A 22,090-nucleotide genomic window follows, 5' to 3' on the forward strand; every position below is an offset into this window, starting at 1 on the left:
CCTCCACGGTCCGGGAGGCGGTCGCCGGGCGACGGGCCCATGCCGCCTCCCCCACCTCCTCCGCCGGCACCCCCGGACAGGCCCAGCGGGGGCCGGTGAGTCACGGAAGCGTGCGGTAGAGGCAGGCGAGCACGGTGAGTGCGATGGCCGCGGCCATCGGCCCGAGCAGGGCGAACCGGGCGGCTCGGGCGAGACGGCGGACGCCGGGGGCGAAGTACACGGGGGTCAGCAGGACCGCGATGCTCCCGACCTGGAACATGGCCAATCGCGCTCCCGCAACCTGTGCCGTCATCGGCTGTGCCCAGGCGGCGGCGAAGAGAGTCAGGACAAGGACGGGACCGAACGCGATCAGCGCCGCTCCGCTCCAGAACAGCACGGCAAGGGGGAGGCACGCGGGCCGATCGCCGAGGTCGCGGGGCTTGACGTTCCGTTGTACGTTCACGGATCCAGCCTGCGGTCGGCGCCCGGACGGCGGCATGAGTGCGGCTACTCATCCGGGCCGTGCATGCTGCCTACCGCCGTTCCCCGACGCGCCGGCCTCGCGCGGGGCACCCGCCGTCCCGTGTCCGTCAGGCGGACCTCTGCGGCGGCAGGCACTGGGTGCCGGATACGGTGGGTACACCATGAGCGCTTCGCAGACCTCGCCGTTCTCGCCCTCCGATGTCCCGACTCTCCTCGTCAAGATCTTCGGCAAGGACAGGCCGGGAATCACGGCCGGCCTCTTCGACACCCTCGCCGCCTACTCCGTCGACGTGGTCGACATCGAGCAGGTCGTCACCCGTGGCCGCATGGTGCTGTGCGCGCTCGTGACCGAGCCGCCGCGCGGGCTGGAGGGGGACCTGCGGTCGACCGTCCACAGCTGGGCGGAGTCGATGAAGATGCAGGCGGAGATCATCTCCGGCCTCGGTGACAACCGGCCGCGTGGCCTCGGACGGTCCCTGGTCACCGTGCTCGGGCATCCGCTCACCGCGGAGGCCACCGCCGCCGTCGCCGCCACGATCACCCAGACCGGCGGCAACATCGACCGTATCTTCCGGCTGGCGAAGTACCCGGTCACCGCCGTGGAGTTCGCGGTCTCCGGGGTGGAGACGGCGCCCCTGCGCACCGCCCTGGTCACCGACGCCGCGGCACTCGGTGTCGACGTCGCCGTGGTGGCCGCGGGCCTGCACCGGCGCGCACAGCGGCTGGTCGTCATGGACGTCGACTCCACGCTCATCCAGGACGAGGTGATCGAACTCTTCGCGGCGCACGCCGGCTGCGAGAAGGAGGTCGCCGAGGTGACGGCGACGGCGATGCGCGGCGAGCTGGACTTCGAGCAGTCGCTGCACGCGCGTGTGGCCCTGCTGGAGGGGCTGGACGTCTCGGTGGTGGACAAGGTGCGCGCGGAGGTACGGCTGACGCCGGGCGCCCGCACGCTGATCCGCACGCTGAAGCGGCTGGGCTACCAGGTGGGCGTCGTCTCCGGCGGCTTCACCCAGGTCACCGACGACCTGAAGGAACGGCTGGGGCTGGACTTCGCGCAGGCCAACACCCTGGAGATCGTCGACGGGAAGCTGACCGGCCGGGTCACCGGGGAGATCGTTGACCGCGCGGGCAAGGCGCGGCTGCTGCGCAGGTTCGCCGCGGAGGCGGGCGTACCGCTGTCGCAGACGGTGGCGATCGGTGACGGTGCCAATGACCTGGACATGCTGAACGCGGCCGGTCTCGGGGTCGCCTTCAACGCCAAGCCGGTGGTGCGCGAGGCCGCGCACACCGCCGTGAACGTGCCGTTCCTGGACACCGTCCTCTATCTGCTGGGCGTCACCCGGGAAGAGGTCGAGGCGGCGGACACGCACGACGACCGGTAGCGGCAGCGGGCTGGTAGCAGCGGCCGGCGGCGACGGAGGGACGCGGGGCCCGGCGTGCTGCCGGGCCTCACGCGTGCCGGGCCCGTGGTTACTCGGACGGCGCCCAGTAGTCGACGAGCGAGGCCGTGCCCGGCTCCAGGGACTTCCAGGAGCCGTCGAAGGTCAGGACGGCGAAGGCGGCGGCGGGGAAGCCGCGGCGGGTCATCCGCTCGCGGGCGTCCTCCTCGGCGGTGCCGGAGAGGATCTCGGCGAGGCCCTCGATGCCGGGGTTGTGGCCGACCAGGACGAGGTTGCGCACATCGTCGGACACCTCGTTGAGCAGGGCGATCAGCTCGCCCGGGGAGGCATCGTAGATTCGCTCCTCGTAGACCGTCTTCGGCCGGTGCGGCAGCTCGTGGACTGCGAGCTTCCACGTCTCGCGAGTGCGGGTCGCGGTGGAGCACAGGGCCAGGTCGACGGCGATGCCGGAGTCGGTCAGCTTGCGTCCGGCGACGGCTGCGTCCTGGCGGCCCCGGTCAGCGAGCGGTCGCTCGTGGTCGGTCACCTGTGGCCAGTCTGCTTTCGCATGCCGGAAGAGGACGATCCTGCGGGGTTCTGCGACGCTCATGACTCCCAGCTTCGCATGAAACAGGCCATCGGGCGCAGGGAGTTGACATGCGCCTTCACCTGGGGTGGGGGTGTGAAGCGTGCGGCCGGGGCGTGATCGACAGGTCCTAACGGGCGACGAGCTGCCATGCGCGGTCCACGAGGTGGGTGATCGCCGGGTCGCCGGAGGCCGCCTGGGCGTCGGACGGGTTCAGTATCAGCATGAGGAGGGCCACGAAGGCCAGGGTCGGCAGGGCCAGCGCCCACCAGGGCAGCCGGGCGCCGACGCCGCCCGGGACGGCCGGGTGGGGCCGGGTGTGCGTAGGGGCCGACATGAGTGCCTCCGCTGGTCTTCGAGGGGTCCGGGCCGCGTCACGCGGCCACATCTCGAAGGTACGGACCCGGCGGCCCCCGGCCCATCCGGTGATCCACCCACTTGACCCTGACCCTCACCCCCTAGGGGACAGGGGGGTTAACCCCACCGTGGGGCGCGATCCCACCGTCCCCGGCCGGGGCGTGCCAGGGGGAGGCGATGCGTCAGGGGGAGGCGATGGTGGCGATGATCCCGATGATCACAAAAATGAGGAGGAACGCGCCGAAGACGAGCAGCATCTTCTTCTGGCCGTTCTCGGGGTTCGGGTCGAGCACTGGCATGCGCCCAGTCTCGCACCCGGCACCCGGTGCGGTGCCCGCGGGGTCAGCGGGACCGGCGGGCCCCGCGGGCTCAAGGGACCGGCGGGCCCCGCGGGACCGACGGACTCCGCGGGACCGACGGACTCCGCGGGACCGACGGACTCGGAGGGACTTGGGCGCTCGTACGGGGACCGCAGCGCTCACAGGGCCCGGCGCGCCGTCAGCGGGTGGCTTCGTCCTCCACCGTGCGGTCGCGGCCGGCGAGAACGCCCACGGCCATCTGCGGGACCATCAGTGCCGCCATCAGCGCGAGGGGCAGGCCCCAGCCGCCGCTGTGCTGGTAGAGGACGCCCACCAGGAGCGGGCCGGGGATCGACAGCAGGTATCCGGCGCTCTGCGCGAAGGCCGACAGCTGGGCCACTCCCCCGCCGGTCCTGGCCCGCATGCCGACCAGGGTGAGGGCCAGCGGGAAGGCGCAGTTGGAGACGCCGAGCAGCAGGGCCCAGGCCCAGGCGCCGGCGGCGGGCGCGAAGTGCAGCCCGGCGTAGCCGACGAGACCGCAGAGTCCGAGGACGACGACGATGGGGCCCTGGTGGGGCAGCCGGGTCGCCACGCGCGGGATGACGAAGGCCAGGGGCACCCCCATCGCCATCGTGACGGCCAGGAGCAGTCCGGCCGTGCTCGCGGGCACGCCCGCGTCGCGGAAGATCTGCGGCATCCAGCCCATGGTGATGTAGGCGGCGGTGGCCTGGAGGCCGAAGAAGACGGCGAGCGCCCAGGCGGTACGGCTGCGGGTGACGCGCAGAACGCCGGGTGCCTCCACGCGCGCGGAGGCCTGCGGGGCGGGCGTCGTGCCCCGCTCTCGGGCCGCCAGCGCCAGCCACGGCGCCACGGCCGCTGCCGCCAGGCCCGCCCAGACCACCAGCCCGGTCCGCCAGTCGCCGCCCAGCATGTCGGTCATCGGCACGGTGACCGCCGCGGCGGCCGAGGTGCCCAGGGCGAGGGCCATGGAGTACAGGCCGGTCATGGAGCCGACCCGGTCGGGGAACCAGCGCTTGACGATGACCGGCATCAGGACGTTGCTGACGGCGATGCCCATGAGGGCGAGGGCGCTGGCGGCGAGGAAGCCGGCCGTACCGCCCGCGTACGGCCGTATGAGCAGCCCCGCGGCGATGGCGGCCATGCCCGCGCAGACCACCGCGCCGGCGCCGAAGCGGCGGGCGAGGCGGGGCGCCATGACTCCGAAGACGGCGAAGCAGAGCGGGGGCACGGACGTCAGGAGGCCGGCCACGCTGCCGCTCATGCCGAGGCCGTCGCGGACCTCTTCGAGGAGGGCGCCGAGGCTGGTGATGGCGGGGCGGAGGTTGAGTGCGGCGAGCACGATGCCGACGACGACCAGACGGGTCGCCCACGCGCCCGGGGCGGGCGGCCGGGCCGCCGGGCGGCCCTGGGAGGCCGCGGACTCCCCGGCCGACGGGGGTCCGTCGGTCGCGGGTGCGGTGTCGCGCATGCTCGTGGTGTCCTTGCTCGCCATGCCGCCCATCATAGAATCATGGGATGATTGGTTGTCCATCTCCGGGTACCCGCTGCCGGCCCGGCCCGTGCGAAGGTGTGCCATGCCCCTGAGCCATCCCCGTCGCTCCGCACTGTCCGAGCAGGTCATCGCCGCGCTGCGCACGCAGATCACCTCGGGCGAGTGGCCGGTGGGCTCACGCATCCCGACGGAGCCCGAACTGGTCGAGCAACTGGGCGTCGCCCGCAACACCGTCCGCGAGGCCGTCCGCGCGCTCGCGCACAACGGCCTGCTGGACATCCGCCAGGGCTCGGGAACCTTTGTGGTGGCGACCAGCGAGCTGGCGGGCGTGATGCACCGCCGTTTCGCGGACGCCGACCCGCGGCACATCGCGGAACTGCGCGCCACCCTGGAGTCGGGCGCGGCCCGGCTGGCCGCCGAGCGGCGTACGGAGAAGGACCTCAAGCAGCTGGACGCGCTGCTGCTGCGCCGCGAGCAGGCGTGGGAGTCGGGGGACGCCGAGGCCTTCGTGACGGCGGACGCGACCTTCCACCTGGCGGTGATGGCCGCTTCCCACAACGACGCGATGACCGCCGTGTACGCCGATCTCGGCGAGGTTCTGCGGGACTGGCTGCGCGAGGACGTCGGCGAGGAGCTGACGCCGGAGACGCACATGGACCACACGCGGCTGGTCGACGCCATTCGCGCGCGGGACGCGGAGACGGCGGCCGTCGAGGCGGCGAGCTATCCCTTCCTGTGCCGCCCCGGACGGTTCACACCAACCGGTGGCTGACCGCTCACACCAACCGGTGGCTGACCCAGGCCTCACCGACCTCCTTCCAGCAGCGCCCGGTCAGCCGTACGGTCACGGCGGGTCCCACGTCGGCGGGGGCGCCGTCGGTGTCCAGGTCCCACCAGCGCGCGCACTCGATGTGCAGGCGTACCCGGTCGGTGGCGGCGTCGGGGTTGTGGCAGTAGGCGGTCACCCGGGATCCCTCGACGCTGATCCGGCACTCCGCGCCAAGCGGTTCCTCCATGACGACGGCGGCGTGCCGTGCCGGTACGCGCGCGTGGGGTCGCTCGTCGTACGGCAGGGACAGGACGAGGCAGACGGCGACGGTCACTGGGGCAACGCTGCGGAACAGGCGCACAAAGGGACCTCCTCGGCCGGGCTGGGCAGGGAGACGCTTGACGAACGCGCACTTCAGAGTGCGGTGCGCGGCCGCTCCGCCGCCCGGCCGGGTGCGCCGAACGGGTGACGCCCCGCTCCCCGCGCGAGGCGGGCGGCGGGGCGTCGACGAGGTGGCCGGGGATCAGGCGCCGATGGCGTGCAGGCCGCCGTCCACGTGGATGATCTCGCCGGTGGTCTTCGGGAACCAGTCGCTCAGCAGGGCGACGATGCCGCGCCCGGCCGGCTCGGGGTCCTTGAGGTCCCACTCGAGCGGGGAGCGGGTGTCCCACACGGCGGCCAGGTCGCCGAAGCCCGGGATGGACTTCGCGGCCATCGAGGCGAGAGGGCCGGCGGAGACGAGGTTGCAGCGGATGTTCTGCTTGCCCAGGTCACGCGCCATGTAGCGGCTGGTGGCCTCCAGGGCGGCCTTGGCCGGGCCCATCCAGTCGTACTGCGGCCAGGCGTACTGCGCGTCGAACGTGAGGCCGACGACGGAGCCGCCGTTCTGCATCAGCGGCAGGCAGGCCATGGTGAGCGACTTCAGGGAGAACGCGGAGACGTGCATGGCCGTGGCGACCGACTCGAACGGCGTGTTGAGGAAGTTGCCGCCGAGGGCGTCCTGCGGGGCGAATCCGATGGAGTGCACGACACCGTCGAGGCTGCCCAGCTCCTCGCCGACGACATCGGCCAGCCGTCCCAGGTGCTCGTCGTTGGTCACGTCCAGCTCGATGACCTTGGTGGGCTTGGGGAGCTTCCTGGCGATGCGCTCGGTCAGCGTGGGCCGCGGGAACGCGGTCAGGATGATCTCCGCGCCCTGCTCCTGGGCCAGCTTGGCGGCGTGGAAGGCGATGGAGGACTCCATCAGCACACCGGTGATCAGGACGCGCTTGCCCTCGAGAATTCCGCTCATGGTGATCAGTGACCCATTCCCAGTCCGCCGTCTACGGGGATGACGGCTCCAGTGATGTACGAGGCGTCGTCCGAGGCGAGGAACCGCACCGTCGCGGCGATCTCGTCGGGCTGCGCGTACCGGCCGAGCGGCACCTGCGAGAGGATGCCCGCGCGCTGCTCGTCGGTCAGCGCCTGCGTCATGTCGGTGTCGACGAAGCCCGGCGCGACGACGTTGAAGGTGATGTTGCGCGACCCCAGCTCACGGGCGAGGGAGCGCGCGAAGCCCACCAGGCCGGCCTTGGAGGCGGCGTAGTTGGCCTGTCCCGCGGAGCCGAGCAGCCCGACCACGGAGGAGATGAGCACGACCCGGCCCTTGCGGGCGCGCAGCATGGCGCGGTTGGCGCGCTTGACGACGCGGAAGGTGCCGGTGAGGTTGGTGTCCAGGACCGAGGTGAAGTCCTCCTCGGTCATGCGCATCAGGAGCTGGTCCTTGGTGACGCCGGCGTTGGCGATCAGGACCTCGACCGGGCCGTGCTCGGCCTCGATCTCCTTGTAGGCCTGCTCCACCTGCTCCGAGTCGGTGATGTCGCACTTGACGGCCAAGAAGCCGGCCGGCGGCTCCCCCGACCGGTATGTGATCGCGACCTTGTCGCCGGCGTCGGCGAACGCGCGGGCGATGGCGAGGCCGATGCCTCGGTTGCCTCCGGTGACGAGAACCGAGCGGCTCAACGGATCACCCTTTCCGTAGGGGTCTTGACACACCGCCCGAGACCTGAGAGGCAGGCGGCTTCCCTCGAAACCTATCGGTACGCCGACGCGCTCGGACATCAGGGCACCGACAGCGCGTCACGGGACTGACTGTGGGGTTTCTACAGAAATCTGCCGGAGCGGGCCGGAAAGCTGTGGTCCCGGGGTCCGCTCGCGCGACATGATCGGAGCCATCACAGGCGACGACCACAGGGAGATACCCAGGTGCCTCACAGCATCGACGAAAGTTTCACGGCACTGCCGTTGCGGGCCCTCGCCGACGCCGCCCTGGCGCGCGCGCGTGCGCTCGGCGCCGACCATGGCGACTTCCGGTTCGAGCGGGTGCGCAGCGCGTCCTTGCGGCTGCGGGACGCCCGGCCCTCCGGGTCGTCGGACACCACCGACCTCGGGTACGCGGTGCGCGTGGTGCACGGCGGGACGTGGGGGTTCGCGTCCGGTGTGGATCTGACGATGGACGCCGCAGCCAAGGTCGCCTCGCAGGCGGTGGCGATGGCGAAGCTGTCCGCGCAGGTGATCAAGGCGGCCGGGTCGGACGTGGGGGCACCTCCCACGCCTTTCGGGCAGTGGGGGAGGGTGGAGCTGGCCGACGAGCCGGTGCATGAGGACCGCACCTGGATCTCGTCGTACGAGATCGATCCGTTCACGGTGCCGGACGAGGACAAGGCGGCGCTGCTCGCGGACTGGAGCGCTCGGCTGCTGGCGGCCGACGGGGTCGACCATGTCGACGCCTCGCTGCTCACCGTCCACGAGAACAAGTTCTACGCCGACACCGCGGGCACGGTGACCACCCAGCAGCGGGTGCGGCTGCACCCGGCGCTGACGGCGGTGTCGGTGGACGAGTCCAGCGGTGAGTTCGACTCGATGCGGACGATCGCGCCGCCGGCCGGGCGCGGCTGGGAGTACCTCACCGGCACCGGCTGGGACTGGGACGAGGAGCTGGAGCGGATCCCGGAGCTGCTCGCGGAGAAGATGCGGGCGCCGAGCGTCGAGCCGGGCCTGTACGACCTGGTGGTCGATCCGTCCAACCTCTGGCTGACCATCCACGAGTCGATCGGGCACGCGACGGAGCTGGACCGGGCCCTCGGCTACGAGGCGGCCTACGCCGGTACCTCCTTCGCCACCTTCGACCAGCTCGGCAAGCTGCGCTACGGCTCGGACCTGATGAACGTGACCGGTGACCGTACCGCCGAGCACGGCCTGGCGACCGTCGGCTTCGACGACGAGGGCGTCGAGGCGCAGTCCTGGGACCTGGTCAAGGACGGCACGCTCGTCGGCTACCAGCTGGACCGGCGGATCGCGAAACTGACCGGGTTCGAGCGCTCCAACGGGTGCGCGTACGCCGACTCCCCCGGGCACGTCCCGGTGCAGCGCATGGCCAACGTGTCGCTGCGGCCGGATCCGGCGGGGATGTCCACGGAGGGCCTGATCGGCAGCGTGGACCGCGGGATCTACGTCGTGGGGGACCGGTCCTGGTCGATCGACATGCAGCGCTACAACTTCCAGTTCACCGGGCAGCGGTTCTTCCGGATCGAGAACGGGCGGATCACCGGGCAGCTGCGGGACGTGGCCTACCAGGCGACGACCACCGACTTCTGGGGTTCCATGGCGGCCGTCGGCGGCCCGCAGACGTACGTCCTGGGCGGCGCCTTCAACTGCGGCAAGGCCCAGCCGGGCCAGGTCGCGGCTGTGTCCCACGGCTGCCCGTCCGCCCTGTTCAAGGGCGTCAACATCCTCAACACCACGCAGGAGGCCGGCCGATGAGCGCCCGTACCGACAAGCCGCACGAGGTCGTGGAGCGTGCGCTGGAGCTGTCGCGGGCCGACGGCTGTGTCGTGATCGCCGACGAGCGGTCGAGCGCCAATCTGCGCTGGGCGGGCAACGCGCTGACCACCAACGGTGTCACGCGCGGGCGCACGCTCACCGTGATCGCGACCCTCGACGGCAAGGAGGGCACCGCCTCCGGGGTCGTGTCGCGGTCCGCGGTGACCGCCGGCGAGCTGGAGCCGCTGGTGCGGGCCGCCGAGGCCGCCGCGCGCGGTGCCGCGCCCGCCGAGGACGCGCAGCCGCTGGTGACGGGTGTGGCGCCGTCGCCGGAGTTCACCGAGGCTCCCGTCGAGACCTCGTCCGCGGTGTTCGCCGACTTCGCTCCGGCGCTGGGCGAGGCCTTCGCCCGCGCGCGTGCGGGCGGCCGGGAGTTGTACGGCTTCGCCAATCACGAGCTGGTGTCGACCTACCTGGGCACGTCGACGGGGCTGCGGCTGCGGCACGACCAGCCCAACGGGACGCTGGAGCTGAACGCCAAGTCGCCGGACCGTACGCGTTCGGCGTGGGCGGGCCGCTCGACGCGGGACTTCAAGGACGTCGACCCCGCGGCGCTCGACGCCGAGCTGGCCGTACGGCTGGGCTGGGCCGAGCGACGGATCGAGCTGCCCGCGGGGCGCTACGAGACGCTGCTCCCGCCGACCGCGGTCGCGGACCTGATGATCTACCAGCTGTGGTCGGCGTCGGGCCGGGACGCCTCCGAGGGTCGGACGGTGTTCTCCAGGCCGGGCGGCGGCACGCGCATCGGCGAGCGGCTGTCCGAGCTGCCGCTGACCCTGCGCAGCGACCCGAACGCGCCGGGCCTGGAGTCGGCGCCGTTCGTCGTGGCGCACTCCTCGGGCGGCGACCAGTCGGTCTTCGACAACGGGCTGCCCGTCCCGGCCACCGAGTGGATCAGCGGCGGCGAGCTGAAACAGCTCACCACCAGCCGGCACAGCGCGGCCCTGACCGGCCTGCCGGTGGCACCCGGGGCCGACAACCTCATCCTGGACGGCGGCTCCGACCGCTGCCTGGACGACATGGTCGCGAGCACCACGCGCGGGCTGCTGCTGACCTGCCTGTGGTACATCCGCGAGGTGGACCCGGCGACGCTGCTGCTGACCGGGCTGACCCGGGACGGCGTCTATCTCGTCGAGGACGGCGAGGTCGTGGGCGAGGTCACCAACTTCCGGTTCAACGAGTCTCCGGTCGACCTGCTGGGCCGGGTCACGGAGGCGGGGCGCACGGAGAAGACGCTGCCCAGGGAGTGGAGCGACTGGTTCACCAGGTCCGCGATGCCCGCGCTGCGGGTGCCGGATTTCAATATGAGTTCTGTCAGTCAGGGCGTATAACCTCGTAGCCGGTGGTCACTCGATCGCCGGAAGATCATCAAGGAGATACGAGAACAGTGACGGACATCGTCGACGAACTGAAGTGGCGCGGGCTGATCGCTCTCTCCACCGACGAGGACGCATTGCGCAAGGCATTCGCGGACGGTCCTGTCACGTTCTATTGCGGCTTCGACCCGACCGCGCCCAGCCTGCATCTCGGCAACCTCGTGCAGATCCTCACGATGCGCCGGATCCAGCAGGCGGGCAACCGTCCGCTGGGCCTGGTCGGGGGCGCCACCGGTCTGATCGGTGACCCCAAGCCGAACTCCGAGCGCATGCTGAACGCCCCCGAGGTCGTCGCCCGGTGGGTGGAGCGGCTGCGCGCGCAGATCACCCCGCTGCTGGACTTCGAGGGCCCGAACGCGGCGGTCATGGTCAACAACCTGGACTGGACGCAGGGCCTGTCGGCCATCGAGTTCCTGCGGGACATCGGCAAGCACTTCCGGGTCAACAAGATGATCGCGAAGGAGGCCGTCTCCCGGCGGCTCAACTCCGACGCGGGCATCAGCTACACCGAGTTCAGCTACCAGATCCTTCAGGGCATGGACTACCTGGAGCTGTACCGGCGGTACGGCTGCACGCTGCAGACCGGCGGCAGCGACCAGTGGGGCAACCTCACCTCGGGCACCGAACTGATCCACAAGGTCGAGCCCGATGCCGTGGTGCACGCGCTGGGCACGCCGCTGATCACCAAGGCCGACGGCACCAAGTTCGGCAAGACGGAGTCCGGCACGGTCTGGCTCGACCCCGAGATGACCACGCCGTACGCCTTCTACCAGTTCTGGCTGAACGCGGACGACCGGGACGCCTCGAAGTTCCTGCGCATCTTCAGTTTCCGCTCGCGCGAGGAGATCGAGGAGCTGGAGCGCCAGACCGAGGAGCGGCCGCAGGCCCGTGCCGCGCAGCGCGCGCTGGCCGAGGAGCTGACGACGCTGGTGCACGGTGCCGGCCAGACGGCCGCCGTGACCGCCGCGTCCAAGGCCCTCTTCGGGCAGGGCGAGCTGGCGGAGCTGGACGAGGGGACGCTGGCCGCGTCCCTCTCCGAGGTGCCGCACATCCAGGTCTGCGAGCTGGGTCCCGTGGTCGACCTGCTCGCCGAGGTCGGCCTGGTGGCCAGCAAGTCCGCGGCCCGGCGGACGGTGAAGGAGGGCGGGGCCTACGTGAACAACGTGAAGGTCACCGCCGAGGACGCCGTGCCGGCGGCGAAGGATCTGCTGCACGGGCGCTGGCTGGTTCTGCGGCGGGGCAAGAAGAACCTGGCCGCCGTCGAGGTGACCGGGGCGTAGCCGCACCGAGGGGCGCGGGCCGGCTGTGCGGGCCGCGGTTGTCTGCCGGTCGTGCGCCGGCGCGCGCCCCTTCGGATGCTCAGGTGTGCTGCTTGCGCTTACCCAGCGTCGCCATGTACAGCATGTCGCCGAAGGCCACGATGATGACCGCGGCGATCAGCTGGAAGATGTGCCGGCTCCAGTCGATGCCGTTGGTCTCGTCGACTCCGAAGCCCCGGGCGACCGCATTGCCGACGATCGCGCCCAGGATGCCGAAGATGGTGGTCAGCCACAGTGGGCTGTGCTGCTTGCCCGGGATGATCGCCTTCGCGATCAGGCCCAGCACGAATCCCACGATGATCGCCCACAACCAGCCCATGGCTGCCTCCTCGTACGGCTCTTCGCCAACATTGATCTCAGTGTCGGCCCGGCCTCCGTACGCCGCATGTCGGGTGGCGCCGTACGCGGTACGGCGCAGCGCGTTCGCCCGGACCGGTGGCGACCCGGTCTCCAGGTCGGCCCGGCTGCGGCGTACCGTGGAGGACGGGAGAGTTCGAGCGCGCGGATGGTGGAATGTGATGCGGAAGCAGCACGGCGGCGGCGACGTCCAGGTGTTCCGGATCACCGGGGCACGTCAGAGCCTCCACGACGATGTGCGGGGCCGGCAGCGGCGGTACGTGATCTCGATGTCGGTGCGGACCGTGGCGGTGATCCTGGCGGCGACGCTGTGGAACGTGGAACGGCATGTTGCGGTGGTGGCGCTGGTCCTTGGCGTGGTCCTGCCGTATGTCGCGGTGGTGATCGCCAATGCCGGGCGGGAGAACGCGCCGGGGCTGCCGTCGACGTTCGTGACCGCTCCCGTGCCGCCGATGATCACTCCTGCGCGTGCGGAGGAAGCGGAGGAACGGGCGGCGCAGGAGGAGCCCTTCGCGGAATCCGCGCGGGAGGAACCGGCGTCCGCGCGAGAGCGGAGAGGCCCCGTTCCGGGGGACGTGGAGGCCGGTCCGGCCGAGCGGCGGCCATGAGCCGGTTGCACGCCGAGCCCGAGAGCCGAGCCCAATAAAAGCTGTAGTTCCAGTGCCGTGGCCCCGGGTCGCCGTGACATACTTCGTACGCGCTCCGCATCCCCCGTCGGAGCGACGGACCGACGCCGGGCAGCTCCCCCCGTGGCTGCTCGGCGTCGCCTTTTTCAGCGCACTTGTGAGACGAACCTGTGAGTGAAGAGACCCCGGTCTGCTCCGCGAAGAGCTGCCGCAGCGACGCCGTGTGGGTGCTGGCGTGGAACAACCCGAAGATCCACACGCCGGAGCGCCGCAAGACGTGGCTGGCGTGCGAGGAGCACCGGGAGCACCTGTCGCAGTTCCTCGGGGTACGCGGTTTCCTCAAGGACGTGGTCCTGCTGACGGAGTGGGAGTCCCCCGAGGGATCCGCCGGAGGATCCACCGGGGGCTCCGCGCCGGGCGGTTCCGGGCAGGGTTAGCCGCCGATCGCCGACATCGGGCGGTCCGGCTGGACGAACGTCGGGTCGTCGAGGCCCGCTCCGGCCTTCTTGCCCCACATCGCCAGGCGCCAGATGCGCGCTATCTCCTCGTCGGAGGCGTCTGAGCGCAGGGCCGCGCGCAGGTCGGTCTCCTCGCGCGCGAACAGGCAGGTGCGGACCTGGCCGTCGGCGGTGAGGCGGGTGCGGTCGCAGGCGGAGCAGAACGGGCGGGTGACGGAGGCGATGACGCCGACGCGGTGCAGGCCGCCGTCGACGATCCAGCGTTCGGCCGGGGCCGAGCCACGCTCTGCCGAACCCTCCTCGGTGAGGTCGAAGCGGGTGCGCAGGGCGGCGAGGATGTCGCCTGCCGTGACCATGCCGTCGCGCTTCCAGCCGTGCTGGGCGTCCAGCGGCATCTGCTCGATGAACCGCAGTTCGTAGTCGTGCTCGACGGCCCAGGCGAGGAGGTCGGGGGCCTCGTCGGCGTTGAGCCCGGGCATCAGGACCGAGTTGACCTTCACCGGGGTCAGACCCGCGTCGCGAGCTGCCTGGAGTCCTTCGAGGACGTCCTTGTGGCGGTCGCGGCGGGTGAGGGTCTTGAAGACGTCCGGGCGCAGCGTGTCCAGGGAGACGTTGACCCGGTCCAGGCCCGCGGCCTTGAGGGCCGGTGCCGTGCGCCTGAGGCCGATGCCGTTGGTGGTCAGGGACATCTGGGGGCGCGGGGACAGAGCCGCGACCCGCTCGACGATGCCGACCAGGCCGGGGCGCAGCAGGGGCTCGCCGCCGGTGAAGCGGACCTCCTCGATGCCGAGGGAGGTGACGGCTATGTCGATCAGGCGGACGATCTCGTCGTCCGTGAGCAGGTCGGGCTTGGCCAGCCACTGCAGGCCCTCTTCGGGCATGCAGTAGGTGCAGCGCAGATTGCACCGGTCGGTCAGTGAGACGCGCAGGTCGGTCGCGACCCGGCCGTAGGTGTCGATGAGCACGTGGGCCCCCTCCCGCGTAGCGGATCGCAGGTCTTCCGTCACCTGTGAGCCTACGTGACCCCACTGACAACGAGGAGGCCCGATCTCCACGAGTACGAAGGGGCCGCGTCGTAGTGATCTACGGATCGCCTGCGGCGCGGCCCCTTTCGAAGAGGCGTGCGTCAGTGTGCGCCGGTGCCGGTCAGGGACCGTACCTCCAGCTCCGCGTACTTGCCGGTGTCGGGCTTCTCCTTGGTGAGGACGGTGCCGAGCAAGCCCATCAGGAAGCCGAAGGGGATGGAGATGATGCCGGGGTTCTTCAGCGGGAACCAGGCGAAGTCGACGTCGGGGAACATCGCCTTGGGGTCGCCGGAGACCACGGGTGAGAACAGCACCAGGCCGACCGCCACGATCAGGCCGCCGTAGATCGACCAGAGGGCGCCCTGGGTGGTGAACCGCTTCCAGAACAGGCTGTAGAGGATGGTCGGCAGGTTGGCGGAGGCGGCGACCGCGAAGGCCAGCGCGACCAGGCCGGCCACGTTGAGGTCACGGGCGAGGGCGCCCAGGCCGATGGAGACGATGCCGATGAAGACGGTCGCCCAGCGGGCCGCGCGGACCTCCTCGGCGCCGGTGGCCTCTCCCTTGCGGATGACGTTGGCGTAGATGTCGTGCGCGAAGGAGGACGAGGACGCGAGGGTGAGGCCCGCGACCACGGCGAGGATCGTCGCGAAGGCGACCGCCGAGATGGTGGCCAGCAGGATGGCGCCCCAGGCCGAGTCGACGCCGCCCAGGTGCAGGGCGAGCAGGGGCGCAGCCGTGTTGCCGGACGGGTTGGACGCGATGATCTCTTCCTGTGAGATCAGGGCGGCGGCGCCGAAGCCGAGCGCGATGGTCATCAGGTAGAAGCCGCCGATGATGCCGATCGCCCAGTTCACGGACTTCCGGGCGGCCTTGGCGTTGGGGACCGTGTAGAAGCGGATCAGGATGTGCGGCAGGCCCGCGGTACCGAGGACCAGGGCGATGCCCAGGGAGACGAAGTCCAGCTTGGAGGTGCCGGTGGCGCCGTACTGGAGGCCGGGCTCCAGGAAGGCTGTGCCCTTGCCGCTGTTCTCGGCGGCGCTGCCGAGCAGGTCGGAGATGTTGAAGTTGAACTTCAGCAGCACCAGGAAGGTGATCAGGAGGGTGCCGGTGATGAGCAGGACGGCCTTGACCATCTGCACCCAGGTGGTGCCCTTCATGCCGCCGATGGAGACGTACACGATCATCAGGAGGCCGACCATGGCGACAATGGCGATCTTGCCCGCGTCGGAGGTGATGCCGAGCAGCAGGGAGACGAGGACTCCCGCGCCCGCCATCTGGGCCAGCAGGTAGAAGATCGATACGACGATGGTGGAGGTGCCGGCCGCGGTACGGACCGGACGCTGGCGCATGCGGTAGGCGAGGACGTCGCCCATCGTGTAGCGGCCGGAGTTGCGCAGCGGCTCGGCCACCAGCAGGAGGGCCACCAGCCAGGCGACCAGGAAGCCGATGGAGTAGAGGAAGCCGTCGTAGCCGAAGAGGGCGATGGCGCCGGCGATGCCGAGGAACGAGGCGGCCGACATGTAGTCGCCGGAGACCGCGAGGCCGTTCTGGAAGGCGCTGAACTGGCGGCCGCCCGCGTAGAAGTCGGCCGCGTCCTTGGTCTGGCGGCCGGCCCAGACGGTGATGACGAGCGTCGCCACGACGAACAGTCCGAACAGGGTGATGATGAGCGGCCGGTGCTCGCTGGCCTCGTTGGCCGCGAGGTCGGCGGCGAGAAGAGTGTGCTGCGCGGAGATCATGCGTTGCCCTCCATCCGGGACTTGATCGCCTCGGCCTTGGGGTCGAGCTTCGCGGCGGCGTGCCGCGAGTACCACCAGGCGATGAGGAACGTGGTGAGGAACTGGGCGAGCCCCATCGTCATGGCGACGTTGATGTTGCCGAAGAGCTTGGTGCCCATGAAGTCGCCCGCGTAGTTGGACAGCAGGACGTACAGGAGGTACCAGGCGATGAAGGCGATGGTCAGCGGGAAGGCGAAGCCGCGGTAGGAACGGCGCAGTTCACCGAACTCCGCGCTCTCCTGCACCGCGACGAACTCCTCGGTGGAGGGGAGTTGGGTGGGGGTTTTCGAGGGGGGCGGTGTCTCGGTGGCCACGGAGTCTCCTCGCGAGCGTTGCGGATGTGGTGGTCAAAAGGGGGGCGGGGAGAGTCCTCGCCGTCCTGCCCAAGGTCACGGCGGCGCACGACGACGGGTTCAACACCTCGCACGGGTTTCCGAAGTGACCTCGGCAGCTCATGGCCAACGAGCGGCGCCGCCGGAGGTCATGGCCGGTGAACTCACCTGCCGAAGGTCATTGCTGGCCGATGAGTCGGGGAGATAGTTTCGGGCGAGCACCACCCGTCATGTACCTGTCCAGGCACAACCCGTGTCCGGACAGGTCTCGCTCCCGGATGATGTGGAGACCCCATGGCTCATCTGCCTTCCAGACGCCGCCTCGCCCTCGCGGTGCCCGTCGTGCTGTCGCTCACCGCCTCCCTCGGCTTCCTGCCGACGGCGGCCTCGGCGGCTCCGGTCACGGCCGCGGCCACCCAGACGGCCGACGCCGGAACCCTGGCGTACGTCGTCAACACCAAGGTGGACCACCGCACGATCGGGTCGGTGAAGAAGGCTATCGCCGCGGCCGACGGCACAGTCGTCGCGACCTACGCGAAAATCGGCGTCATCGTCGTGCACTCGGCGAACCCCGACTTCGGCGCGCAGATACGCGCGGTCCGCGGAGTGCAGTCGGCGGGCGCGACCCGCACCGCGCCACTGAGTCTCGCGGGGACGACCGACGAGGGCGCCGCCAAGCTGTTGTCCGCGGCCGAGGCCGCCAAGACGGCGACCGCGTCCGCCGCGGCGGGCGCGAGCGAGCCCCTCGAGGCCGACCAGTGGGACCTGCGCGCCATCGGCGCCGACAAGGCCGCCCAGATCAACCCGGGCAGCAGCAAGGTGACCGTCGCCGTCATCGACACCGGTGTGGACGACACCCACCCGGACCTCGCCCCGAACTTCTCCGCCGCCCAGTCGGCCAACTGCGTCGGCGGTGTCGCGGACACCTCCGAGGGTGCCTGGCGCCCGTACACCGCGGACGACTACCACGGCACGCACGTCGCCGGTGAGATCGCGGCGGCCCGCAACGGCATCGGCGTGGCCGGTGTGGCGCCCGGTGTGAAGGTCGCCGGCATCAAGGTGAGCGACCCCAAGGACGGCCTCTTCTACCCGGAGAACGTCGTCTGCGCCTTCGTGTTCGCCGCCGACCACGGCGTCGAGATCACGAACAACAGCTACTACGTGGACCCGTGGCTGTACAACTGCATGGACGACCCCGACCAGAAGGCCATCGTCGACGCGGTCAACAGGGCACAGCGGTACGCCACGTCGAAGGGGACGCTCAACGTCGCCTCGGCCGGCAACTCCAACCACGACCTGGACTCCGACGCGATCGTCGACTCCTCCAGCCCGGACGACTCCACTCCGGTGACGCGGACGATCGACCCGCACAAGTGCTTCGACGTGCCGACCCAGCTGCCGGGGGTCGTCACGGTGAGCGCGACGGGCGTCAAGGGCACCAAGTCGTACTACTCCACGTACGGTCTGGGCGCGATCGACGTGGCGGCGCCGGGCGGCGACAGGTACCAGATCCCGGAGACGCCGTCGGCCAACGGCCGCATCCTGTCGACGATGCCGAACAACGCGTACGGCTTCCTCCAGGGCACCTCGATGGCGTCCCCGCACGTCGCCGGTGTGGCCGCGCTGCTGAAGTCGACCCACCCGTGGGCCTCTCCGGCGGTGCTCCAGACGCTGCTCAAGGCGCAGGCCGACAACCCGGGCTGCCCGGCCGAGCCGTACGACGGCAACGGTGACGGCGTGGTGGACGCGACCTGCGCGGGCGGCAAGCGCGTCAACGGCTTCTTCGGCTTCGGCGTGGTGAACGCGCTGCGTGCGGTGAAGTAGCCGGGAAGTTCCCAAGGGCCGGGCGGAGCGATCCGCCCGGCCTTTTCCGTCCGCCCCGAGGGCCGTCGAGGGGACCCCCGATCAGCCCGGCGCGCTGCCGGCCCAGGCCCTCGACCACGGCACCGGCCACCTCCTGGCGGCAGCCGTCCCGCGTGCCCTCACCGAGCAGGCGTCCGAAGGCTGCGGCCGTGTCGTACGGCCGGCGTCGGCGCGGACGGCGGCATGGCTGACGGACGGGGTCGAGCCGGGCGAGGAAGCCCTCGCCGACGGCCCGCCGCAGTCCTGGCTCGCCGGGACCGACAGCCCGATCGGGCGGCTGCGGTACGCGCTGCCGCCGGTGTCCTTCGACGGCGGGCCGGGTCACTGGGCTCGGCCGCCGGGCCCCTGGGAGCGGGCCCGGCGAGCTGGGCGGAGAGGACCTGAGGTCCGTTCACACCCCCGCCGCGCCCAGCAGCGCCCCCGCCGCGTACGTCACCGTCATCGCCACCGCGCCGCCGCCCATGGTGCGGACGACCGCGCGCGCGGGCGCCGCCGCTCCCAGGCGGGCGCTGCTCCAGCCGGTGCAGGCGAGGGCGAGGAGGACCGAGACCACGGTGACGGGCAGCCGCCAGTCCGAGGGGGGCAGCACGATCGCCAGCAGCGGCAGCAGGGCGCCCGCCGTGAAGGCGAGGAAGCTTGCCCAGGCGGCGTGCCAGGGGTTGGTGAGGTCGTCGGGGTCGATGCCCAGTTCCACGCGCGCGTGGGCGCGCAGCGCGTCGCGTGCCGTCAGCTGGACGGCCGCGTCCCGGGCCACGGCACGGGTCAGGCCCCGCGCCTCCAGCAGCTCGGTCAGCTCCTCCAGCTCGGCCTCCGGCTGCTCCCGCAACTCACGTCTCTCCACCGCCAGGGCGGCCATCTCGGAGTCGCGCTGTGTCGACACCGACACGTACTCCCCCGCCGCCATCGACATCGACCCGGCCAGCAGACCGGCCAGCCCGGCCGTCAGCAGCGTCGACCGGTCGCCGGTGGCGCCGGCCACACCGACGACGAGGCCGGCGGTGGACACGATGCCGTCGTTGGCGCCGAGCACGGCGGCCCGCAGCCAGTTGAGGCGGGATCCGAGGGACCCGCCGTGCGGCTCGTCGTGGGTTGGTTCCGTCACATCTGGAGGATCGCATCCGGGACGGCGCGGGCCTCGTACCGACGCTCCCCGCGCGCGTGCCGAAGTGGGCGTGCGGTCAAGGGGGTTGGTGTCGGGGAGGGAGGCGTGACGGGTATCGGTCCGCGCGGGCCGGTCCCGGGGTCGAACCCCCGTGCGGCCGCGGCGTCTTCCGTCCGGCTTCGTCCCGCACGCGCGTGTGGTGTGCCCGGCGGTGGAGCGGGAGGCGTGCGTGTGCTGTCGGTGGCGGCCCGTATCCTCAATGACCATGCTCGAAGACCGTACGCCCACAGCGTCCTCCCCCACGGAGTGGCCGGCCGCGTATCCGCAGGGATACGCGGTCGTTGACGTGGAGACCACCGGCCTGGCCCGCGACGACCGGATCATCTCCGCCGCCGTCTACCGGCTGGACGCGCGCGGTGAGGTCGAGGACCACTGGTACACGCTGGTGAACCCGGAGCGCGACCCGGGCCCGGTGTGGATCCACGGTCTGACGAGCGAGGCGCTGGAGGGCGCTCCCCTCTTCCAGGACGTGGCGCAGGAGTTCGCGGCCCGGCTCGACGGCCGGGTGCTGGTCGCGCACAACGCGGTGTTCGACTGGCAGATGATCGCCCGTGAGTACGCGCGCGCGAAGCGCGAGGCCCCGGTGCGGCAGCGGCTGTGCACCATCGCGCTCTCCAAGGAGCTGGCCCTGCCGCTGCCCAACCACAAGCTGGAGTCACTGGCCGCCCACTTCGGTGTCGTCCAGCAGCGGGCGCACCACGCGCTGGACGACGCGCGCGTGCTGGCGGAGGCGTTCCGGCCGAGTCTGCGGGCCGCGGCGGCGGGCGGCGTACGGCTGCCGCTGCACGAGTGCCGGCCGCTGACGGAGTGGCAGGACCGGCCCGCGCCACGGATCGGGCAGCAGGCGGGCGGCCCCGGCGGCTACCGGCCGACGAGCTGGCGTCCGGCCCGCAAGCGGCCCGCGTGCCCCTACCCCAATCCGGGGCGGTACGAAGACGGCAAACACCTCAGACAGGGCATGCGGATCGCGTTCTCCGGGGACACGTCGATCGAGCGCGAGCTGCTGGAGGACCGTGCGACCGAGGCCGGACTGCATGTGGCCACGTCGATCTCCCGGCTGACCAGCCTGCTCGTCACCAACGACCCGGACTCGGGCACCTCCAAGGTGGTCAAGGCCCGCCAGTTCGGTACACCGGTGGTGGACGAGGCGGCGTTCGGCCAGCTGCTGCGCGACGTAGAGCCGGCCGCGGAGCAGTGACCGGGCGGCAGGGACCTTGACCGTACGGACGGGTGATTGGCGGGCGACTCGCCCGGCGCCGTCTGGCCCGCGCCGCACCGACGGCTCACCCTGTGGCGCATGGCGACATGCGAAGTCTGCGGCAATAACTACGGAATGACCTTCGAGGTGCACGCGCAGGGCGCGGTGCACGTCTTCGACTGCTTCTCCTGTGCGATCCACCGCATGGCACCGATCTGCGAGCACTGCCGCGTGCAGATCATCGGCCAGGGCGTGGAGGTCGACGGGCAGTGGTTCTGCGGTGCCCACTGTGCCCGCGCGGAGGGAAAGGCGGGCATCGTGGACCGGGTATGAAGCGGGCCCCCACGCGAGGACGCCCCACGGCCGGGAGGTACGGTCGTGGGGTGTACCGCTTCCTTTTGTCCCGGCAGTGGGTGATCATCACGCTCGTCGCCCTCCTCCTGATCCCCACGATGATCAGGCTGGGCATCTGGCAGATGCACCGCTACGACGAGCGCACCGCCCGCAATCAGCTGGTGTCCGACGCGCTCACCGCCGACCCCGTGCCGGTGGAGAAGCTGACCTCCCCGGGCCACACCGTCGGCACCGGCCAGCGGTACCGGTCCGTGACCGCCGTGGGCCGCTTCGACACCGAGCGCGAGGTCGTCGTCCGGCGGCGCGTCAACGGCGACGAGGAGGTCGGATTCCTCGTCCTCACCCCCTTCCTCCTGACGGACGGCAGGGTGCTGCTGGTCAACCGCGGCTGGATCCCCGCCGACGCCCCCACCCAGACCACCTTCCCCAAGGTCCCCGCGCCGCCCGCCGGGCAGGTCACCGTGACCGGGCGGCTGATGCCCGACGAGACGACCGCGGCGAGCGGCATCAAGAACCTCCAGGGACTGCCGGACCGGCAGGTCATGCTGATCAACAGCGAACAGGAGGCGCGGCGCCTCGGCGAGCCGGTCCTCGGCGGCTACATCGCGCAGACGGCCCCCGAGCCGAAGAACGGCAGCCCCGAACTGGTCGGCCGGCCCGGCAACGAGGACGCCGCCCTCAACTACGCCTACGCCATCCAGTGGTGGCTGTTCTCCGCGGGCGTACCGATCGGCTGGGTGGTCCTGGTCCGGCGCGAGACGCGCGACCGCAGGGAGGCCGTCGCCTCGGAGAAGACGACGGAGACAGCGAAGACAGCGGAGACGGCAGAGGCGGCGGAGACGGCAGATACGACGGACACCGACGAGCCCGCGGCCGTCTGAGCCACCCCCGGACACCCCGGGACACCCGCGGACACCCCCGGACACCAGCGGTCACACCGCGGAACGCTCCCGCTCGCGGCAGAACGTCCCAAGCCCGCCGTCGGCCGAACAACGCGCCCCGTGTCACCCACC

Annotated in this window: 24 protein-coding genes; 11 read left to right on the plus strand and 13 right to left on the minus strand. The window is 71.3% G+C overall.

Annotated elements, in window-relative coordinates; all coding sequences use genetic code 11:
- Nucleotides 1-100: 100 nt before the first annotated feature.
- On the minus strand, nucleotides 101-442 hold the full coding sequence (locus P1P75_RS24860) for a hypothetical protein (protein ID WP_319258961.1): 342 nt from the start codon (nucleotides 440-442) through the stop codon (nucleotides 101-103).
- 181 nt (nucleotides 443-623) lie between these two features.
- On the opposite strand from P1P75_RS24860, the gene serB reads away from it, so the two are divergent.
- A complete protein-coding gene (gene serB, locus P1P75_RS24865; RefSeq protein WP_319258963.1) occupies nucleotides 624-1,847 on the plus strand; it encodes a phosphoserine phosphatase SerB in 1,224 nt (407 codons plus the stop codon).
- A gap of 88 nt (nucleotides 1,848-1,935) precedes the next feature.
- On the opposite strand, the gene P1P75_RS24870 is transcribed toward serB, so the two are convergent.
- The 4 genes from P1P75_RS24870 to P1P75_RS24885 all read right to left on the minus strand — a co-directional run bounded on the left by P1P75_RS24870 (nucleotide 1,936) and on the right by P1P75_RS24885 (nucleotide 4,611).
- Entirely contained in the window at nucleotides 1,936-2,454 is a 519-nt protein-coding gene (locus P1P75_RS24870) for a histidine phosphatase family protein (protein WP_319258965.1), read from the minus strand.
- A 106-nt stretch (nucleotides 2,455-2,560) separates the two neighbouring features.
- Entirely contained in the window at nucleotides 2,561-2,767 is a 207-nt protein-coding gene (locus P1P75_RS24875; protein ID WP_319258967.1) for a hypothetical protein, read from the minus strand.
- Between the two features lie 202 nt (nucleotides 2,768-2,969).
- On the minus strand, nucleotides 2,970-3,086 hold the full coding sequence (locus P1P75_RS24880) for an SGM_5486 family transporter-associated protein (RefSeq protein ID WP_319258969.1): 117 nt from the start codon (nucleotides 3,084-3,086) through the stop codon (nucleotides 2,970-2,972).
- Nucleotides 3,087-3,285: 199 nt separating this feature from the next.
- Nucleotides 3,286-4,611 carry a CynX/NimT family MFS transporter gene (locus P1P75_RS24885; RefSeq protein WP_319258971.1) on the minus strand — a complete coding sequence of 442 codons (1,326 nt, stop codon included), beginning with the start codon at nucleotides 4,609-4,611 and terminating at the stop codon, nucleotides 3,286-3,288.
- A gap of 70 nt (nucleotides 4,612-4,681) precedes the next feature.
- Here P1P75_RS24885 and P1P75_RS24890 point away from each other — a divergent pair, with 70 nt between their 5' ends.
- The gene (locus P1P75_RS24890; protein ID WP_319258973.1) at nucleotides 4,682-5,371 is read left to right on the plus strand and encodes a FadR/GntR family transcriptional regulator; all 690 of its coding nucleotides are present in this window, start codon (nucleotides 4,682-4,684) and stop codon (nucleotides 5,369-5,371) included.
- 4 nt (nucleotides 5,372-5,375) lie between these two features.
- Here P1P75_RS24890 and P1P75_RS24895 read toward each other — a convergent pair whose 3' ends face one another.
- From P1P75_RS24895 to fabG, 3 genes are all read right to left on the minus strand, one after another.
- Nucleotides 5,376-5,729, minus strand: coding sequence for a hypothetical protein (locus tag P1P75_RS24895; RefSeq protein ID WP_319258975.1), 354 nt, complete (start codon nucleotides 5,727-5,729; stop codon nucleotides 5,376-5,378).
- 162 nt (nucleotides 5,730-5,891) lie between these two features.
- Nucleotides 5,892-6,659, minus strand: coding sequence for an enoyl-ACP reductase FabI (gene fabI / locus P1P75_RS24900; RefSeq protein WP_319258977.1), 768 nt, complete (start codon nucleotides 6,657-6,659; stop codon nucleotides 5,892-5,894).
- 5 nt (nucleotides 6,660-6,664) lie between these two features.
- Nucleotides 6,665-7,369 (minus strand): 3-oxoacyl-[acyl-carrier-protein] reductase, encoded by a 705-nt coding sequence (gene fabG, locus P1P75_RS24905; protein ID WP_319258979.1) that lies wholly within the window; start codon nucleotides 7,367-7,369, stop codon nucleotides 6,665-6,667.
- Nucleotides 7,370-7,612: 243 nt separating this feature from the next.
- On the opposite strand from fabG, the gene P1P75_RS24910 reads away from it, so the two are divergent.
- From P1P75_RS24910 to tyrS, 3 genes are read left to right on the plus strand one after another with little or no spacing between them, the layout of a single operon-like run.
- A complete protein-coding gene (locus tag P1P75_RS24910) occupies nucleotides 7,613-9,169 on the plus strand; it encodes a TldD/PmbA family protein (protein ID WP_319258981.1) in 1,557 nt (518 codons plus the stop codon).
- Nucleotides 9,166-10,560 (plus strand): metallopeptidase TldD-related protein, encoded by a 1,395-nt coding sequence (locus P1P75_RS24915; RefSeq protein ID WP_319258983.1) that lies wholly within the window; start codon nucleotides 9,166-9,168, stop codon nucleotides 10,558-10,560. The genes P1P75_RS24910 and P1P75_RS24915 overlap by 4 nt, the downstream gene beginning before the upstream one ends.
- A gap of 56 nt (nucleotides 10,561-10,616) precedes the next feature.
- The gene (tyrS, locus tag P1P75_RS24920) at nucleotides 10,617-11,885 is read left to right on the plus strand and encodes a tyrosine--tRNA ligase (RefSeq protein ID WP_319258985.1); all 1,269 of its coding nucleotides are present in this window, start codon (nucleotides 10,617-10,619) and stop codon (nucleotides 11,883-11,885) included.
- A gap of 79 nt (nucleotides 11,886-11,964) precedes the next feature.
- Here the strand turns inward: tyrS and P1P75_RS24925 are convergent, their stop codons facing one another.
- On the minus strand, nucleotides 11,965-12,243 hold the full coding sequence (locus P1P75_RS24925; RefSeq protein ID WP_319258987.1) for a GlsB/YeaQ/YmgE family stress response membrane protein: 279 nt from the start codon (nucleotides 12,241-12,243) through the stop codon (nucleotides 11,965-11,967).
- A 199-nt stretch (nucleotides 12,244-12,442) separates the two neighbouring features.
- Here P1P75_RS24925 and P1P75_RS24930 point away from each other — a divergent pair, with 199 nt between their 5' ends.
- Together P1P75_RS24930 and P1P75_RS24935 are read left to right on the plus strand one after the other, a co-directional pair.
- Nucleotides 12,443-12,889: a DUF3099 domain-containing protein gene (locus tag P1P75_RS24930; RefSeq protein ID WP_319258989.1), complete on the plus strand. Its 447-nt coding sequence runs from the start codon at nucleotides 12,443-12,445 to the stop codon at nucleotides 12,887-12,889.
- Nucleotides 12,890-13,077: 188 nt separating this feature from the next.
- Nucleotides 13,078-13,344, plus strand: coding sequence for a hypothetical protein (locus tag P1P75_RS24935; protein WP_319258991.1), 267 nt, complete (start codon nucleotides 13,078-13,080; stop codon nucleotides 13,342-13,344).
- On the opposite strand, the gene moaA is transcribed toward P1P75_RS24935, so the two are convergent.
- The 3 genes from moaA to P1P75_RS24950 all read right to left on the minus strand — a co-directional run bounded on the left by moaA (nucleotide 13,341) and on the right by P1P75_RS24950 (nucleotide 16,482).
- Complete coding sequence (gene moaA, locus P1P75_RS24940) at nucleotides 13,341-14,330, minus strand: GTP 3',8-cyclase MoaA (protein ID WP_319258992.1); 990 nt, start codon at nucleotides 14,328-14,330, stop codon at nucleotides 13,341-13,343. The two genes, P1P75_RS24935 and moaA, sit on opposite strands and share 4 nt — an antisense overlap.
- A gap of 161 nt (nucleotides 14,331-14,491) precedes the next feature.
- Complete coding sequence (locus P1P75_RS24945; protein WP_319258994.1) at nucleotides 14,492-16,129, minus strand: cation acetate symporter; 1,638 nt, start codon at nucleotides 16,127-16,129, stop codon at nucleotides 14,492-14,494.
- Nucleotides 16,126-16,482 (minus strand): DUF485 domain-containing protein, encoded by a 357-nt coding sequence (locus tag P1P75_RS24950; protein WP_319258996.1) that lies wholly within the window; start codon nucleotides 16,480-16,482, stop codon nucleotides 16,126-16,128. Before P1P75_RS24950 ends, P1P75_RS24945 begins: the two co-directional genes overlap by 4 nt.
- Before the next feature lie 312 nt (nucleotides 16,483-16,794).
- Between P1P75_RS24950 and P1P75_RS24955 the strand changes: the two genes are divergently transcribed.
- Nucleotides 16,795-18,324: a S8 family serine peptidase gene (locus tag P1P75_RS24955; protein ID WP_319258998.1), complete on the plus strand. Its 1,530-nt coding sequence runs from the start codon at nucleotides 16,795-16,797 to the stop codon at nucleotides 18,322-18,324.
- A gap of 430 nt (nucleotides 18,325-18,754) precedes the next feature.
- On the opposite strand, the gene P1P75_RS24960 is transcribed toward P1P75_RS24955, so the two are convergent.
- Nucleotides 18,755-19,465 carry a VIT family protein gene (locus tag P1P75_RS24960; RefSeq protein ID WP_319259000.1) on the minus strand — a complete coding sequence of 237 codons (711 nt, stop codon included), beginning with the start codon at nucleotides 19,463-19,465 and terminating at the stop codon, nucleotides 18,755-18,757.
- A 265-nt stretch (nucleotides 19,466-19,730) separates the two neighbouring features.
- Here P1P75_RS24960 and P1P75_RS24965 point away from each other — a divergent pair, with 265 nt between their 5' ends.
- From P1P75_RS24965 to P1P75_RS24975, 3 genes are all read left to right on the plus strand, one after another.
- Entirely contained in the window at nucleotides 19,731-20,723 is a 993-nt protein-coding gene (locus tag P1P75_RS24965; RefSeq protein WP_319259002.1) for a DEDDh family exonuclease, read from the plus strand.
- A gap of 99 nt (nucleotides 20,724-20,822) precedes the next feature.
- Entirely contained in the window at nucleotides 20,823-21,056 is a 234-nt protein-coding gene (locus P1P75_RS24970; RefSeq protein ID WP_086771029.1) for a hypothetical protein, read from the plus strand.
- Between the two features lie 50 nt (nucleotides 21,057-21,106).
- Nucleotides 21,107-21,958, plus strand: coding sequence for an SURF1 family protein (locus P1P75_RS24975; RefSeq protein WP_319259004.1), 852 nt, complete (start codon nucleotides 21,107-21,109; stop codon nucleotides 21,956-21,958).
- Nucleotides 21,959-22,090: the final 132 nt, after the last annotated feature.

It is taken from the genome of Streptomyces sp. ID05-39B (genome assembly GCF_033794725.1).
GTDB classification, from domain to species: Bacteria; Actinomycetota; Actinomycetes; order Streptomycetales; family Streptomycetaceae; genus Streptomyces; species Streptomyces bobili.